Source organism: Blastococcus sp. SYSU DS0510, assembly GCF_054050835.1.
In genome coordinates this window covers 198,686-214,647 of the sequence record NZ_JBJHAC010000004.1, presented here as the reverse complement: position 1 = coordinate 214,647, position 15,962 = coordinate 198,686, and the positions used below count along the sequence as shown (strand labels likewise).

General features: G+C 75.4%; 14 protein-coding genes and 1 pseudogene. 11 read left to right on the top strand and 4 right to left on the bottom strand.

From position 1 onward, the window contains the following. Positions 1-113: 113 nt before the first annotated feature. Positions 114-2,993, top strand: a complete 2,880-nt coding sequence (locus ACI79P_RS05390) for a vitamin B12-dependent ribonucleotide reductase (protein WP_456579999.1) — start codon at positions 114-116, stop codon at positions 2,991-2,993. 172 nt (positions 2,994-3,165) lie between these two features. On the opposite strand, the gene ACI79P_RS05385 is transcribed toward ACI79P_RS05390, so the two are convergent. Then, complete coding sequence (locus ACI79P_RS05385) at positions 3,166-4,029, bottom strand: glycerate kinase (protein WP_456580048.1); 864 nt, start codon at positions 4,027-4,029, stop codon at positions 3,166-3,168. A gap of 339 nt (positions 4,030-4,368) precedes the next feature. On the opposite strand from ACI79P_RS05385, the gene ACI79P_RS05380 reads away from it, so the two are divergent. Then, entirely contained in the window at positions 4,369-4,947 is a 579-nt protein-coding gene (locus ACI79P_RS05380; RefSeq protein WP_456579998.1) for an MBL fold metallo-hydrolase, read from the top strand. Between the two features lie 199 nt (positions 4,948-5,146). Here ACI79P_RS05380 and ACI79P_RS05375 read toward each other — a convergent pair whose 3' ends face one another. Continuing rightward, complete coding sequence (locus tag ACI79P_RS05375) at positions 5,147-6,523, bottom strand: serine hydrolase domain-containing protein (RefSeq protein ID WP_456579997.1); 1,377 nt, start codon at positions 6,521-6,523, stop codon at positions 5,147-5,149. Between the two features lie 194 nt (positions 6,524-6,717). On the opposite strand from ACI79P_RS05375, the pseudogene ACI79P_RS05370 reads away from it, so the two are divergent. Then, positions 6,718-7,308: pseudogene (locus tag ACI79P_RS05370) on the top strand (SemiSWEET transporter); the annotation flags it as partial. Between the two features lie 45 nt (positions 7,309-7,353). Here ACI79P_RS05370 and ACI79P_RS05365 read toward each other — a convergent pair. Further along, positions 7,354-8,514 (bottom strand): glycoside hydrolase family 26 protein, encoded by a 1,161-nt coding sequence (locus ACI79P_RS05365; RefSeq protein WP_456579996.1) that lies wholly within the window; start codon positions 8,512-8,514, stop codon positions 7,354-7,356. 127 nt (positions 8,515-8,641) lie between these two features. On the opposite strand from ACI79P_RS05365, the gene nagB reads away from it, so the two are divergent. Both nagB and ACI79P_RS05355 read left to right on the top strand, forming a co-directional pair. Next, positions 8,642-9,418, top strand: a complete 777-nt coding sequence (nagB, locus tag ACI79P_RS05360; protein ID WP_456579995.1) for a glucosamine-6-phosphate deaminase — start codon at positions 8,642-8,644, stop codon at positions 9,416-9,418. A 63-nt stretch (positions 9,419-9,481) separates the two neighbouring features. Next, entirely contained in the window at positions 9,482-9,652 is a 171-nt protein-coding gene (locus tag ACI79P_RS05355; RefSeq protein ID WP_456579994.1) for a hypothetical protein, read from the top strand. A gap of 24 nt (positions 9,653-9,676) precedes the next feature. On the opposite strand, the gene ACI79P_RS05350 is transcribed toward ACI79P_RS05355, so the two are convergent. Then, positions 9,677-9,835, bottom strand: a complete 159-nt coding sequence (locus ACI79P_RS05350; protein ID WP_456579993.1) for a hypothetical protein — start codon at positions 9,833-9,835, stop codon at positions 9,677-9,679. A gap of 124 nt (positions 9,836-9,959) precedes the next feature. Between ACI79P_RS05350 and mgrA the strand changes: the two genes are divergently transcribed. The 6 genes from mgrA (at position 9,960) to ACI79P_RS05320 (ending at position 15,908) form a co-directional block, all read left to right on the top strand. Next, entirely contained in the window at positions 9,960-10,991 is a 1,032-nt protein-coding gene (gene mgrA / locus ACI79P_RS05345; protein WP_456579992.1) for an L-glyceraldehyde 3-phosphate reductase, read from the top strand. Positions 10,992-11,046: 55 nt separating this feature from the next. Further along, positions 11,047-11,337, top strand: a complete 291-nt coding sequence (locus tag ACI79P_RS05340; RefSeq protein WP_456579991.1) for a hypothetical protein — start codon at positions 11,047-11,049, stop codon at positions 11,335-11,337. Next, a complete protein-coding gene (locus ACI79P_RS05335) occupies positions 11,334-12,593 on the top strand; it encodes a hypothetical protein (protein WP_456579990.1) in 1,260 nt (419 codons plus the stop codon). The genes ACI79P_RS05340 and ACI79P_RS05335 overlap by 4 nt, the downstream gene beginning before the upstream one ends. A 23-nt stretch (positions 12,594-12,616) precedes the next feature. Continuing rightward, on the top strand, positions 12,617-13,189 hold the full coding sequence (locus ACI79P_RS05330; RefSeq protein WP_456579989.1) for a hypothetical protein: 573 nt from the start codon (positions 12,617-12,619) through the stop codon (positions 13,187-13,189). Next, the gene (locus ACI79P_RS05325; RefSeq protein ID WP_456579988.1) at positions 13,186-13,776 is read left to right on the top strand and encodes a hypothetical protein; all 591 of its coding nucleotides are present in this window, start codon (positions 13,186-13,188) and stop codon (positions 13,774-13,776) included. Before ACI79P_RS05330 ends, ACI79P_RS05325 begins: the two co-directional genes overlap by 4 nt. Positions 13,777-13,841: 65 nt before the next feature. Next, on the top strand, positions 13,842-15,908 hold the full coding sequence (locus ACI79P_RS05320) for a glycosyltransferase (protein ID WP_456579987.1): 2,067 nt from the start codon (positions 13,842-13,844) through the stop codon (positions 15,906-15,908). Positions 15,909-15,962 lie beyond the last annotated feature (54 nt).

The window sequence follows — 15,962 nt, the reverse complement described above, 5'->3', positions numbered from 1 at the left end:
TCGAGCAGTTACCGATCGCGGCTCTTCCCCAGCCCTCGATCCGCCACCGCGCAGCACCACCGCGCAACCCCGCGACGCACCACGCGACACACGACCAGGGAGAGCTCCACACCATGACCGACACCGACGACCGCGTGGCCGGCCCCCGCACCCGCCGCAGCACCAAGACGCCCAGCCGGGGCAAGGGCCTCAAGATCAAGCGCGTCTTCACCACCGCTGGTGTGCACCCCTACGACGAGGTGACCTGGGAGCGTCGCGACGTCGTCATGACCAACTGGCGGGACGGCTCGATCAACTTCGAGCAGCGCGGTGTCGAGTTCCCCGCCGAGTGGAGCATCAACGCCACCAACATCGTCACCACGAAGTACTTCCGCGGCGCCGTCGGCACCGCGCAGCGCGAGACCAGCCTGCGCCAGCTCATCGACCGGGTGGTGCTCACCTACACCGAGGCCGGCCGCGAGCACGGCTACTTCGCCACCGAGGGCGACGCCGAGATCTTCGAGCACGAGCTGACCTGGATGCTGCTGCACCAGTACTTCAGCTTCAACAGCCCCGTCTGGTTCAACGTGGGCACGAGCGCCCCGCAGCAGGTCAGCGCCTGCTTCATCCTCGCCGTCGACGACGAGATGGACTCGATCCTCAACTGGTACCGCGAGGAGGGCCTGATCTTCAAGGGCGGCTCCGGTGCCGGCCTGAACCTCTCCCGGATCCGCTCCTCCAAGGAACTGCTGTCCTCCGGCGGCACCGCCTCCGGGCCGGTCTCCTTCATGCGCGGCGCCGACGCCTCCGCGGGCACCATCAAGTCCGGTGGCGCGACCCGCCGCGCGGCGAAGATGGTCGTCCTCGACATCGACCACCCCGACATCGAGGAGTTCATCGAGACCAAGGCGCGCGAGGAGGACAAGATCCGCGCGCTGCGCGACGCCGGTTACGACATGGACCTCGGCGGCAAGGACATCACCAGCGTCCAGTACCAGAACGCCAACAACTCGGTCCGCGTCTCCGACGAGTTCATGCGCGCCGTGGAGGAGGGCGACGAGTTCGGGCTGCGCGCCCGCCTCGACGGCTCGGTGATCGAGACCGTCGACGCCAAGGCCCTGTTCCGCAAGGTCACCCAGGCCGCCTGGGAGTGCGCCGACCCGGGCATCCAGTACGACGACACGATCAACGACTGGCACACCAACCCCGAGACCGGCCGCATCAACGCGTCCAACCCGTGCTCGGAGTACATGAGCCTGGACAACAGCTCGTGCAACCTGGCGTCGCTGAACCTCATGAAGTTCCTCAAGGACGACGGCACGTTCGACGCCAAGAACTTCGTGAAGGCCGTCGAGCTGGTCATCACCGCGATGGACATCTCGATCTGCTTCGCCGACTTCCCGACCGAGCCGATCGGTGAGACGACCCGGGCCTACCGCCAGCTGGGCATCGGCTACGCCAACCTGGGCGCGTTGCTCATGGCCACCGGCCACGCCTACGACTCGCGCGGCGGCCAGACGCTGGCCGCGGCGATCACCTCGCTGATGACCGGCACCGCCTACCGGCGTTCGGCCGAGCTCGCCGGGATCGTCGGCCCGTACGAGGGCTACGCCCGCAACGCCGACGCCCACGCCCGGGTCATGCGGAAGCACGCCGCGGCCAACGACGCCATCCGCCCGGTCGGCGCCGACGACGCCGACGTGCTCAAGATCGCCACCCAGCAGTGGCAGGAGTGCCTGGAGATCGGCGCCGACAACGGCTGGCGCAACGCCCAGGCCTCGGTGCTGGCTCCCACCGGCACGATCGGCTTCATGATGGACTGCGACACGACCGGCATCGAGCCGGACTTCTCGCTGGTCAAGTTCAAGAAGCTGGTCGGCGGCGGCTCCATGCAGATCGTCAACCAGACGGTGCCGCGGGCGCTGCGCAGCCTGGGCTACCAGGAGGAGCAGATCGAGGCGATCGTCGAGTACATCGCCGAGCACGGCCACGTCGTCGACGCGCCCAGCCTGCGCCCGGAGCACTACGAGGTCTTCGACTGCGCCATGGGCGAGCGGGCCATCTCCCCGATGGGCCACGTCCGCATGATGGCCGCCGTCCAGCCCTTCATCTCCGGCGCGATCAGCAAGACGGTGAACATGCCGGAGACGGCGACCGTCGAGGACGTCGAGACGATCTACTTCCAGGGCTGGAAGATGGGTCTGAAGGCGCTCGCGATCTACCGCGACAACTGCAAGGTCGGTCAGCCGCTCTCCGGTGGCAAGGGCAAGAACGACGGGACCAAGGACGAGGTCAAGGTCGAGGCCACCGCCTCCACCGCCCTGTCGCACCCGGTCCGCAAGCGCCTGCCCAAGAAGCGGACGAGCGTCACCACCTCGTTCAGCGTCGCCGGCGCCGAGGGCTACATGACCGCCGGGATGTACGAGGACGGCAGCCTCGGCGAGGTCTTCCTGAAGCTCGGCAAGCAGGGCTCGACCCTGGCCGGTGTCATGGACGCCTTCTCGATCGGCATCTCGCTGGCGCTGCAGCACGGTGTGCCGCTGGAGACCTACATCTCCAAGTTCACCAACATGCGCTTCGAGCCGGCCGGCATGACCGACGACCCGGACATCCGGATCGCCCAGTCGGTGATGGACTACATCTTCCGGCGCCTGGCGCTGGACCACCTGCCCGTCGAGAAGCGGGCCGGCCTGGGCATCTTCACCGCCGAGGAGCGGGCGGCGCAGGTCTCCGGCTACGGGGCCTCCGCGTCGACGGCCACCGTCCAGGAGGAGGAGGTCGACCTGGAGCAGCTGCGTGGCTCCGCGCCGATCGAGACCGCCAAGACGGAGGAGAAGGTCACCCCCGAGGGCCCGAAGTCGGTCAAGGAGGCACACTCCTCGGCCGAGCTCCTCGAGCTGGTCACCGGCACCGCCACCGACGCGCCGCTGTGCATGACCTGCGGCACGAAGATGCGCCCCGCCGGCAGCTGCTACGTCTGCGAGGGCTGCGGCTCCACCAGCGGCTGCAGCTGATGCGGTCGGCCACGGCGGTGTCCCGGGCTCGGGTGCACCGACTCCCCGTGGCCTGAGCCACCCGTTCCACTGGCCCGGTCCCGCGAGGGACCGGGCCAGTGGCGTCTCAGCTCTCCGTGCCGCCCGCGTCCGCTGCGGCGCGGGAGGAGGCGCCTCCGGGGCCGCGCGAGCGTCACGGAGCCGCGGGCGGTTGCCGGCGGGCGGCGAGGCCCGCTGCGGCCGACCGCAGCCACCGGCCGGGATCGGCGAGCGCCGCCTCCGTTCCGCCCGCGACGTCGATCAGCGAGACGGCATCGGCGAACACCCCGGTCGAGGCGGTCGCGCCGCCGGCGACGAGGAGCACCGGGACGCCGGCCGGGCGGGCGAGCGACAGCACGTGCGACATGACCTTCCCCGCGGCGCTCTGGTCGTCGTACCGACCCTCGCCGGTGATCACCACGTCCGCCGCCGGGATCAGCCGCGGCAGCCCGAGCGCCTCCCCGATGGCCACCGCGCCGGCGGAGAGCGCGGCACCCCACAGCCGCAGGCCGAAGCCCGTCCCGCTGGCGGCGCCGGTCCCGGCCGCCGCCGGATCGCCGCCGGTCAGCTCGGCGAGCCGGCGCAGCCGCGCCTCGAGCAGGGGGACGTCGGCCGGGCCGGCGCCCTTCTGCGGCCCGAAGACGGCGGCGGCGCCGCGGACCCCGAGCAGCGGGGCGTCGACGTCGCCGAGCACCACGGCGCCGTCCGGGGGCACCGGGCGCAGCGCGCCGAGGTCCACCCGGTGGAGGTCGGCCAGGCCGGCGTTGCGCAGCCCGATCGACCGGCCGCCGGCGTCCAGGAACCGGGCGCCCAGCGCGGTGAGCAGGCCGGTTCCTCCATCGGTGCTCGCGCTCCCGCCGATGCCGAGCAGCAGCCGGCGCACCCCGTGGTCCAGCGCGGCCGCGACGCCCTGCCCGAAGCCGAGGGTGTGCGCGGCGAACGGGGCCGGACGGCGCATGAGCGGCAGGCCGCTCGCCGCCGCCAGCTCCACGACGCCGGTGCCGTCGGGCTGGAGCAGCCAGTCGCAGCGGGCTCCCGGTGCTCATGCCCCGGTGCGGTGCCGGCGCTGGAGCCGTCCGGCGCGGTGGGCCGTGGGCGGCGGGACGTCCTCGTACGACATCGCCGGGCCGGGCCGGCCCACGGTCGGCGCGGTCGATCGTCCTGCCGGCACTACCGAGTATCGGCGCGCGACGTCGCCGCACACCAGCAGGAGCTCGGCCGTTCCGCGAGCGGCCCGCGCGCCCCGGCACCGGCCGGCGGGTAGGCCCGGCGGATCCCTGGCCGGGTCCGGCCCACCGCCGGGTCGGGGCCCCACGGCGACCCGGCGCCGGGGCGCCGCGGTTGCTACGGTCCGCGCATGCCGGAGCTGTCGCGCACCGCCCGCCTGGACGTCCTCGTCGAGGGGTACGTGCGCATGCCGCACGTGGCGGGCACGGTGAGCCTCGTCCGGGACGCCGACCGGGTGGTCGTGGTGGATCCCGGCATGGTGTCCGACCGGGACCTCATCCTCGCCCCGATGCGCGCACTCGGTGTCCGCCCCGAGGACGTCACCGACATCGTCGTCAGCCACCACCACCTGGACCACACGCTCAACGTCGCGCTCTTCCCGGTGGTGCCGGTGCACGACTTCCAGTCCGTCATCGAGGGGGACACCTTCACCCGCAGGGCCGCCGACGGCGTGCAGCTCAGTCCCGGCATCCGGCTGCTGGCCACGCCCGGGCACACCCCGCAGGACATCACCACGCTGGTCGGCACGCCCGACGACGTCGTCGCCCTCACGCACCTGTGGTGGACCGAGGAGGGACCGGCCGACGACCCCTACAGCCACGACCGCGACGAGCTGCGCCGGCAGCGCGAGCGCGTGCTCGACCTCGCCACCCTCGTGGTCTGCGCGCACGGCGCCCCCTTCCACCCCGGACCCGCGACGGTCCGCTGACCGTCGCGCCTGGCTCCCGACGGGCTCGCGGGCCGGAGGCGCCGCCGACGGAGCGGGACGGGCGGGGCGCCGGTCGGGCAGCCGGCAGGTCACCGCCACCGCCGCCCGGCCACCGCCGCCCGGCCGCCGACGGGTGGCTGGTCGCGGCCTCCTCCATGGCGTGCGGGTCCGCCGGCAAGCCCCCTTGTCCAGCAGGCTCCTAGTCGGGGAGCCGCCGGTAGGTCACGCCGCCCAGCCGCAGCGACACGAACCGGCCGCCGGCGTCCCGCTCCAGCGGCACGAGCTCGCCGGCCGGCCCGAACCCCGGCTGCGGGGCGATCCGCAGCGTGCCGGCGTCGACCACCTGCAGCTCCTCGACCCCGGGCAGGGGGTCGGGCCAGGTCGGCCGCACGAGCACCAGCCGCCCGGCGAGCTCGGCGACGTCGACCACGCCCCACAGGCCGGCGAACCGGCCGGTGGACGACGACGGCGGCGGCGCGCCGGGCGGCGCGGCCGGCACCTCGGCGCGCGGGTGCAGCGCGACGTCGACCAGCTTCACCAGCCCGGTCGCCAGCTCCTCGGCCGGGCCGTCGATCGCGTTGGTGAGCACGCTGACGACCAGCCCGTCGGCGGGGTCCACGAAGGTGACGGTGATCTGCCCCGGCCACCCGCCGCTGTGCCCGATCAGCTGCCGCTCGCCGACGGTGGTCAGCGCCAGCCCCAACCCGTACCGGGCCACCTCGGTGCCGTAGGCGGTGACCACGGACTCCACGCGCTGCATCAGCCGCTTCGCGTCGTCGCCGAGCAGCCGGTCGTCCCCGAGCGCGTGCGCCGAGCCGTAGAGGGCCAGGTCCTCGGCGGTGGAGAAGAACCCGGTCGCCGCCGCGAAGGCCCCGGTGCCGACCGAGCCGAGGGGCTCGCGGGTGTCCTCGCCCAGCAGCAGCCCGGTGTGCCCGCTGACGTGCTCGCCGGCCCGCGCGGGGTCGTGGTCGGCCCCGGTGCGGGTGAGGCCGAGCGGCTCGAGGATCCCGGTCCGCACCGCCTCGGCGTAGGGAGTGCCGGTGACGGCCTCGATCGCCAGGCCGACCAGCGCGTAGCCGACGTTGGAGTACTTGAAGTGCTCGTTGCGGCGGAGCACGGGGCCCGCCCGCAGCGCCGCCGCGATCACCCCCGACCGGTCCGGGAACGGCTGCTCCAGCTGCCAGAAATCGGCGTCGGCGCCGTCCCGGGTGACGCCGGCCTGGTGGCCGAGGAGCTCCCGGACGGTCACGCGGGCCACCGGTGAGCCGGCCGCCGCCAGCTCCGGCACGTGCCCGCCGATCGGGTCGTCCAGCCGCATCCGCCCCGCCTCCACCTGCTGGAGCACGAGGGTCGCGGTGAACGTCTTGGAGTGCGAGGCGACGCGGAAGAGGTGTGCGGGGGTCAGCGGAACGCCGGTGGAGACGTCGGCGACCCCGAACGCGGCCGAGAGCACCAGCTCACCGCCGTGGCGGACCGCCACCTGCGCGCCCGGTACGCGGCGGTGCCGCACCTGCGCGTCCAGCCACGACCGCAGGTAGCCCGCGGCGGCGCGGATGGTCTCGGTCCGGGGGGTCACGGCCGCCCAGCCTAGGAGCGTGCGGCGGAGGTCACACGGCGGAAGCAGAAGATCACGTTCCGGTCACGGAGGCGGGAAGCCGATGACGTCCCCGGTCACCGCCTGGCCTCCGCCGGGCGTCGCTCCCGACGAGCGCGCCCCCCCGTCCCGGTGGCCACTCCTCGCACCGACTCCGAACGGATCCCGGCTCCACCATGTCCGCCGCTCTCGGCATCCTCGCGGCCGCGCTCAGCATCGCCGTCGTCTGGCCCCAGGTCTGGCTCTCCTGCCGGCACCGCCGCACCCTCGGTCTCTCGCCCACCAGCGCCTGGCTCGCCGTCGCGCTCAACCTCTGCTGGCTCGCCTTCGGCCTGCTCTCCCGCGATCCCGTGCAGATCGCCACCAACGCCGTCGTCGGTTCCGGCAACGCCGCCGTCCTCGTGGCGCTGCTGCTCACGCAGCCGCGGCTGCGCGCCGGGCGGGTGCTCCTGCGGACGGCGTCCGGCGCCGCCGTCCTCGCCGCGCTGGCCACCGGGGGGCTCGCCGGCGCGGGGCTGCTCGGCGCCGACCCGGCGGCGGCCGCGGCGCTGCTGGGCGGCGTCGCCTCCGTGGTCGGCGCGGCGGCGGCGCTGCCGCAGCCGGTCAGCCTGCTGCGCGACCGCACCCAGGATCTCTCCGGGCTCTCGCCGGCGCGGTGGTGGCTCGGCTCGGGCTCCTGCGCCGCGTGGACCGGCTACGGGTGGTGCCTCGACCAGGCCGCGGTGTGGCTGTCCGCCGGCGTCGGGCTGTGCTGCTCGCTGGTCGTCTGCGGGGTGCTGCGCGCCCGGCGGGCCGTGCTGCCGGCTGCCGGGTCAGCCGCCGCAGCGGGGGACGTCGCCGGCGCCGAGGGCCCACTCCGGCAGGTCGGCGCGGAAGGCGTCGCGCACCGGCGCGGACCCGGTCGCGCGCCAGTCCACCCGGCCGCCGACCTCCGGCTCCTCCTTGGCCCACTCGAACCAGTTGACCATCGCCAGGCGGGGCAGGCGCTCGGGCAGCCCCGGGTCGAACAGCTGTTGCCACCATGCCTGCTTGACGGCCAGCTCGCCGGCGCCGCCGCCGCCCGGGGCGAAGAACGCCGCGGTCTCCGGGACGGCGACCGGCTTGCCGTACCGCTCGCCGTACTCGGCGTGGAAGTCCGGTAGCCCGCGGTCGTCGCCGCCCCGCCCGGCGTAGCTGCCGGTCAGCTGGGCGAGGAACTTGCCGGCCTCGGGCACCTCGTTCTCGCCCCACGGGTGGGCGTCGCCCCAGTGGTAGAGCGACATCCCGACCCAGTCGACGGCGTCCTCGCCCGGCCAGTACGGGGCGTAGGGGTCGTCGGCCGCCGAGACCGCGCCGTCGCCGTCGGTGTCCAGCGCGGCGACGTCGCCGGGCCCGGTCGCCGCGTGGGCGCCGCCGATGAAGGGGTAGCCGCCGCCGTAGTTGGGTGCCCACATCACCGCCGAGCCCGGCGCCCCCGCGTGGACGGCGGCGGCCACCCGCCGGAACGCCTGGACGTAGGCGCCCGGCTGCTGGCCCCACGGGTACCAGGAGCCGTTCATCTCGTGGGCGAACCGGACCACGACGGGCACGCCGCGCTCGTTGTAGCCGGCCAGCCGCTCGGCCAGGCCGATCGAGACGTCCTCGGTGACGGCGGCCAGGCCCTCGTGCGGCTCCAGGGTGAGCAGCAGCAGGCCGCCCTCGCCGCGCACCTGCTCGACGGCGGCGTCGAGGTTGCCCTCGTCGGCGGGGGAGAACGGGAAGCCCGTGAAGGAGACGGCGACGGCGGGCTGCGAGCCGAGCGCGGCGGCGTGCTCGGCCAGCGTCCGGTCGCCCCAGTCGAGGTTCACCCCCAGGTAGACCCCGTCGCCCGCGCCCGGTCGGTGGAGCTCCGCGACGCGGCACGTCACACCGCCCGCCTCCGTGCCGCCGTCCTCGGCCGTGCCGCAGGCGGAGCCGGCGAGGAGTGCGGTCGCGGTCAGCGCGGACAGGATCACGGTGGGCAGTCGTCGCACCCCATCCCATCGGCCGCCCGGGGCCGCGGCTGAAGCGCTCGGCCGGCGACCACCCGCAGGTCGCAGGAGCAGGCGCCACCCGGGCCCCCGCCGGTGGGATCCTGGGCCGGTGGAGGTGGTCATCCTGCCCGGGCCGGACGAGGTGGCCCGGGTCGCCGCTCGGCGGGTCGCCGAGGCGGTCCGCCGGCGCAGGGACGCCGTCGTCGGGCTGGCGACCGGCTCCTCGCCGCTGGGCACCTACGCCGAGCTCGCCCGGCAGGTGGCCGCCGGTGAGCTCGACGTCTCCGGCGTCCGCGGCTTCGCGCTGGACGAGTACGTCGGTCTCCCGCCGGCGCACCCGCAGAGCTACGCGTCGGTCATCCGGCGCACCGTCGTCGAACCGCTGGGGCTCGATCCGGCGCGGGTGCGCGTGCCCGACGGCTGCGCGGCGGACCCGGACGCCGAGGCGGCCGGCTACGAGCGGCTGATCCGCGCGGCCGGTGGCATCGACGTGCAGCTCCTCGGGATCGGCGCCAACGGGCACATCGGCTTCAACGAGCCGACGTCGTCCCTGACGTCGCGCACCCGGGTGAAGGCGCTCGCGCCCCGGACCCGCGCGGACAACGCCCGGTTCTTCGCCTCGCCGGAGGAGGTGCCGGTGCACTGCGTGACCCAGGGGCTCGGCACCATCCTGGAGGCACGGGAGCTGGTCCTGGTCGCGCAGGGCGAGGCCAAGGCCGAGGCCGTCGCGGCGGCGGTGGAGGGTCCGCTGAGCAGCATGTGCCCCGCCTCGGTGCTGCAGCTGCACCGCCGGGCAGGGGTCTACCTCGACGAGGCGGCCGCCTCGCGGCTGCGCCTGGCCGACTACTACCGCCACACCTACGCCCACCGGCCGGGCGGAGCCTGACCTCGGCGCACCCGGCGGACCGCCGGTCTGGACGACCGGCTCCCGCGGGTGGATGGTGACCCCGTGACCGACAACCGCTTCGCCATCGGCCTGGACGCGCTCGAGGCCACGGTCCGCGTCGCGCCCGCGGACCAGGTCCCCGAGCAGCCGGCGTCCGGCCCGCCGCCCACCGGCCAGGTGGGCGACCCGCACCCCTACGCCGGCGGGGCGGCCGGCGACGCCGACGGCGACTGACCCCCGGGCGGGCAGCCGCCGGAGTCAGACCCGGTCGTCGCGCTTCAGCCAGCCGTAGGCGGCGGTGGCCACGAAGAGCACCGCGCCGACGAGCAGCAGCCAGAAGAGCCCCTCCACCAGCGCGCCGATGATCGAGAGCACCAGCCACACGACGAGCAGGAGACCGATCAGGCGCAGCAGCACGGGAGCTCCAGGGGGAAGGCGGGGCGGCCGCCGTCCACCCTAATGGGGCCGGGGACCCTCCCACGGGCGCCGGCGATCCGGGGTGGGTGCGGCGGGCCGGCCGCCGGTGACGCAGGATCGGTGCATGGCCTACACCGCAGCCGACGACCGCTACGACTCGATGAGCTACCGCCGCACCGGGCGGAGCGGCCTGGACCTCCCCGCGCTGAGCCTGGGCCTGTGGCACAACTTCGGCGACGACATGCCCTTCGACCGCCAGCGCGACATCCTGCGGCGGGCCTTCGACCTGGGCATCACGCACTTCGACCTCGCGAACAACTACGGGCCGCCCCACGGCAGCGCCGAGACCAACTTCGGGCGCCACCTGGCCGACGACTTCCGGCCCTACCGCGACGAACTGGTCATCTCCACCAAGGCCGGCTACGACATGTGGCCCGGGCCCTACGGCCAGGGCGGCGGCTCGCGCAAGTACCTGCTGGGCAGCCTGGACCAGTCGCTGCGGCGGATGGGCCTGGAGTACGTCGACATCTTCTACAGCCACCGGCCCGACCCCACGACGCCGCTCGAGGAGACGATGGGCGCGCTGGACACCGCCGTCCGCTCCGGGAAGGCGCTCTACGCCGGCATCTCGTCGTACTCGCCCGAGCAGACCCGGCGCGCCGCCGCGATCCTCGCCGACCTCGGCACGCCGCTGCTGATCCACCAGCCCTCCTACTCGATGCTCAACCGCTGGATCGAGCGCGAGGACCTGCTCGACGCCCTCGCCGACGTCGGGGCCGGGTGCATCGCCTTCTCCCCGCTCGCGCAGGGCATGCTCACCGACAAGTACCTCGGCGGGGTGCCCGAGGGGTCGCGCGCCAGCCAGGGCAAGTCGCTCTCGCCCGACCTGCTCACCGAGCAGACCCTCACCCACGTCCGCGCCCTCGACGGCCTGGCCCGGGAGCGCGGGCAGTCGCTGGCCCAGATGGCGCTGGCCTGGGCTCTGCGCGACCCACGGATGACCACCGTGCTCATCGGGGCCAGCAGCGTGGCACAGCTCGAGCAGAACGTCGGGGCGCTGGAGAACCTCGCGTTCACCGACGGCGAGCTCGCGGCGATCGACCAGCACGCCGTCGAGGGCGGCATCGACCTGTGGGAGGGCCCCCGCACCGCCTGAGCCGCCTGTGGACGACGGACCCGGCGGAGGGCCGTCGCTGCCTAGGGTCCGCGGTGTGGGTGACGGCCTGGAGGTGGAGACAGCGGTCCTGCGCGACGCGGGACGCGCGCTGCTCGTCGTGCACGGTGAGCTCGACGGCGCGCGGGACACCGCCGACGTCGGCGGGGACGTGATCGCGCACGACCGGCTGCGGGAGCGGCTGCGGGAGTTCGGCGGCAACTGGGACCGGCGGCGGACCGAGATGACGGGGCTGATCGCGGGGCTCGGCCAGGCCGCTCAGGACGCGGCGGAGATCTACGAGCGGATCGAGACCGAACTGGTCGCCGCGCTGGCCGGTCAGCGGTGAGCCGCCCGCGGGACTGGTCGCCGCTGCGCCCGTCGGACCCGGTCGGTGGCGACGCCGCGGCGATCGCCCGGCTCGCGCAGCGGTACGCGGACACGGCCGTGGCGATCACCACCGCGGCGAGGGCGCTCCGCGAGATCCACGACGGCGCGACGGCGTGGGACTCCGACGCGGGGCGGGCCTTCCGGCAGCGCACCGCCGAGGTGGCCGGCACGATCGAGCAGGCGCTCGCCCGGTACGAGGGGACGGCGCGGGCACTCGCCGGGTACGCGCGCACGCTCGACGACGTCCAGGCCCGCGCCGACGTCGTCCTCGCGCGTGCGAAGCGGGCCGAGGAGGCCCGCGACGCCGCCTGGCGGGCCCGCGAACGGGCCGCCGCACAGCCGGAGCCCGACCCGGTCGCCGAGCGCCGGGCGCACGACGACGCCGCGGCGGCCACCGGGGGCATCCGGGCCGCCGACGTGGAGCTCGAGGAGCTGGAGGCCGAGTGGTGCGCCGCGGGGACCACCGCCGCCGACGCCATCGACGACGTCCTCGGCGCGGACGACCTCGCGGACGGTCTCTGGGACGACGTCCTGGACGTGGTCGCCGCCGTCACCGGCTGGGCGGGGAAGCTCTCGGGGGCCCTCGGCCTCGTGGCGCTGTTCCTCGGCGCGATCCCGGGCCTCCAGCCCTTCGCGGCGGCGTCCGCCGGGCTGGCTGTCGTGGCCGGCGCCGTCTCGCTGGTGGGCAACACCGTGCTGCTCGTGAGCGGCCGGGCGGAGCTCTCGGCGGTGCTGTGGGACGCGGTGGGGGTACTGACCTTCGGGGCCGGTCGCGCCTTCGCGCTGGCCGGCCACGCGGTCGCCACGGGCACCCGCGGGCTGGCCAGCCCCTCGCTGATCCAGCACCTGCGGGCTTCGGGCATGACCCGCCGGGAGGCGCAGCGCGCGGTGGCCGTCGTCCCGGCGCCCGGACGGGCGGCCGCTGCGCTCGCGTCCCGGGCGCGCGACCCGCGCGGCTGGCTGCCCACCCGCGGGGAGTGGGGCCAGGCGTACCGCCCGTCGGGTCTGCTGCGGGGTCCGGTCGCCGGCCCGCACCCCTTCGTCCACCCGGCCACGACGGCGGCCCCCCAGGTGCAGGCCGGGCTGGCCCGTGCGGCACGGGCGAACGGCGGGACCCTGATGGCCAACGCCGTCGGCGGCATCCCCGCGGCCAACGCCTTCGCCGGCAGCGGGGGCCCGTCCGCTGCCCACCCCCACGTCCGGGCGGCCCGGTGACGGCCGTGGCGGCGGGAACAGCCGTGGGGCAGCCCCGCGACTTCACCTTCGCGGTGCCCGGGAACTGGGTGCGGATCCGGGTCCTCGACGACGCGCAGCGGGACGCGGACGTCCGCCGGATCGCCCGGGCGGTCACCCGGGGCCGGCCCGACCGCGACCGGCTGGAGCCGCAGGTCGCCCGCCTGCTGCACGGTGCGGTCGCCGCGCGCCGCGACAGCCGCACCGTCGAGGTGCACCTCTCGGTCCTCGAGGAGGGGGCCCCGCCGGTCGCCTGCGCCCTGGCGGTGGGGGTGGTCCCGCCGCACCCGGGCGACCGGCCCGGTGCGGAGGTCACCGCGTTCCTCGCCGCGGGGCGCGGGGGAGCGTCGGCCGAGGTGGTCGAGCTCGCCTGCGGCCCCGTGGCCCGCGTGCGCCGCCGGACGCACGCGCCCGCGCCGGACGGCCGGCAGGTCGCGACGGAGCTGGTGCAGTACCAGCACCCGATGCCCGGCGGCGGCTTCGTGCTGCTCAGCTTCTCGACGCCCCTGCTCGAGCTGCTCGAACCGCTGACCGCGCTCTTCGACGCCGTGGCGGGCTCCTTCCGGTGGCTCCCGTGACCGGCGCCGCGCACCGCTGGAGCTACACCGTGGCGCCGCCCGACGACGGGTGGGTGTGGCTGCCGGGGACCGGCGACGTCACCGCCTGGACGCAGCAGGTCTGCGACGACCTCCACGCCCGCGGAGCGGAGGCGGCCTGGCTCGGGGCGCAGCTGCGCTCGCTGGGCGAGGCGCTCCGCGAGGGCACGCCCGACCTCGTCGCGATGTGGGTCCCCGACCCCGCCCACGGCGTCCTCGCGACCCTCCGCGCGGACCGGTACCGGCTGACCACCGGGCTGACGGAGCTGGCCGAGCAGGAGCGGGCCACCGTGGGGCGGGGGCTCGCGCCGTCCGCCGTCGCTCTGGTCGCGCTCCCGGCCGGCCCGGCGCTGCGTGTCCGACGGGTGGCGCGGCAGACCGGCGGGCCGGGTGAGGGCCTGCTCGTCGAGAGCGTCCGCCACCTGGTCGCGCCGCCGGGAGCGGTGGACGTGCACGGCGTGCCGACGGCGGTGGAGCTCGTCATGTCCTGGACGCTGCTGCACGAGGGGGAGCACGTCGCGGACATGGCGGACCGGACCGCCGAGCGGCTCCGCCTCACCGGGGGCTGACCGCCGCAGCGACCTCACCCCTCGGGGGGATGTGCACGCAGGGCGAGCGTGTCGATCACCCCGGGGTGAGCATCGATCGGGCGGCCCTGGGCCGCCCCAGCGGGACCCGGGATGCCGTTCCGGCGCCGGAGAGCGCCGCGCGGCTGCTCGTGGTGCGCGCCGTCGCCGTCGCCGCCGTCCTGGCGACCGCCGGCTACCTCACCTGGCGGCTGCTGGTCACCCTGCCCGAGGGGCCGGCCCTCTGGCTCGGCGTGCCCTTCCTGGCGCTGGAGCTCTACGGCGGGCTGGCCCTGGTGCTGTTCGTGATGACCACCTGGGACGTCGCGCCGGCGACCGTGCCGGCGCCCGGCTCCGGGCCGCCGCCGTCGGTCACCGTGCTCGTCGCGACCTACAACGAGCACCTCGACGTGCTGCTCCCCACCGTCGCCGCCTGCCTGGCCATGGAGGGCGAGCACGAGACCTGGGTGCTCGACGACGGCGACCGGCTCGAGGTCGAGGAGATGGTGACCGCGCTGGGCGCCCGCTACGTCGCCCGCGCGGAGCACGACCACGCCAAGGCGGGCAACCTCAACCACGCGCTGACGCTGGTGCGGACGGACCTCGTCGCCGTGTTCGACGCCGACCACGTGCCCGATCCGGACTTCCTCACCCGCACGCTGCCCTACTTCGCCGACGAGCGGCTGGCGCTGGTCCAGACGCCGCAGCACTTCTACAACACGAGCTCCTTCGAGCACCTGCGCCCGGGCGTCGACCTGCACGAGGAGTCGCTGTTCTACCGGGTGATCCAGGCCGGCAAGCACCACGCGGGCGCCGCCTTCTGGTGCGGGACCAACGCCGTGCTGCGGGCCGAGGCGCTCCGCGAGATCGGGGGAGTGGCCACCGAGTCGCTCACCGAGGACTTCCACACGACCATGAAGCTGCACCGCGCCGGGTGGCGGAGCGCCTACCACAACGAGGTGCTCGCCCGGGGCCTGGCGGCGGGCAGCCCGGACGCCTTCTACGCCCAGCGCCGGCGCTGGGGCCGGGGTGCCATGCAGGTGCTGCAGCACGACAACCCGCTGACCGCGACGGGGCTGACCGCTCGGCAGCGGCTGGGCTACCTCTACTCGCTGTCGGCGTGGTTCGACTCGTGGCGGACGCTGGGTCTGGCCCTGGTCCCGGTCGCCGTGCTCCTGACCGGCGTCTTCCCGGTGGACGCGCCGCCCGTCCTGTTCGCGGTGATGGCGGGCATCCCGTTCCTCCTGCAGCAGGTGGCGCTGGGTCTCCTGTCACGCGGCTTCGCCCCGGCGCGCTTCTCCCTGCTGTTCGAGGTCGTCCGGCTGCCCTCCAACCTCGCCGCCACGCTGTCGCTGGTGCTCCGCGGCACGGGTCGCTTCGCGGTCACCGCGAAGGGGCGCACGGGGGAGGACCGCACCCGCGCCCGGGTGCCCGCGCTGCTGCTCGTGCTCGCGGCCGTGCTCGGCGGAAGCCTGCTCTGGACCGCCGCGAGCCTGGCCGGCTGGACGCCGGTCGAGCACCGGCTGGGCGGGACCACCCTGGTGCCGGTCTTCTGGGTGGCGAGCACCCTGGGCTTCGTCGTCGCCGGCATCCGCCGCATCCGCGACCCGCGCTTCTCCGCCGAGCGCCGGGACGGCCATCGCTTCCCGGCCGCGTTGCCCGCCGTCGTCGACGGCGCCCCCGCCCGCTTGGTCGACGTCTCGCTCGGCGGTGCGCAGGTGCGGGTCCGCGGCGGGGGCGTCGCCGTCGGTGCGGAGGTCGCGCTGGCCATCCGCGTGCCCGACCGCGCCGCGCACGTCGTGTTCCGCGCGGTCGTCCGGTCCCGCGCCGAGGACGTCCACCGCCTGCAGTTCGTCGGGCGGCAGTGGCGCGAGCTGGCCGCGCTCTCGGCGACGGCGTTCGGCGCGGGCGCCGCCCGCTCGGCGGCCGTGGAGGTCACGCCGGTGACGGTCGAGCCTGCCGTCGCGGGTGGCCGGGTGCCGGCCGCCCGGGCCAACCCGGACGCGGTGGCCGCCGCGGTGCGCAGCCCGTTCGTCTCCCCGCTCGCCCGGCGCCCGGGAGACGACGACACCCGGCCGATCCCGCGGTTGACGCCGGAGCTGGAGCGCGCGCTCTCCGGTGCCGACGGCCGGTAGCGCCCGGCGGTGGCGCTGGGTCCCGCCGGGCGCGGTGGCAGGTTCGTCACGACG

Excerpts from the sequence above, each read along its gene's own strand:
- ACI79P_RS05390 (WP_456579999.1), top strand. The coding sequence starts at position 114 with ATGACCGACACCGACGACCGCGTGGCCGGCCCCCGCACCCGCCGCAGC.
- mgrA (WP_456579992.1), top strand. The coding sequence starts at position 9,960 with ATGGCCTACACCGCAGCCGACGACCGCTACGACTCGATGAGCTACCGC.
- ACI79P_RS05380 (WP_456579998.1), top strand. The coding sequence starts at position 4,369 with ATGCCGGAGCTGTCGCGCACCGCCCGCCTGGACGTCCTCGTCGAGGGG.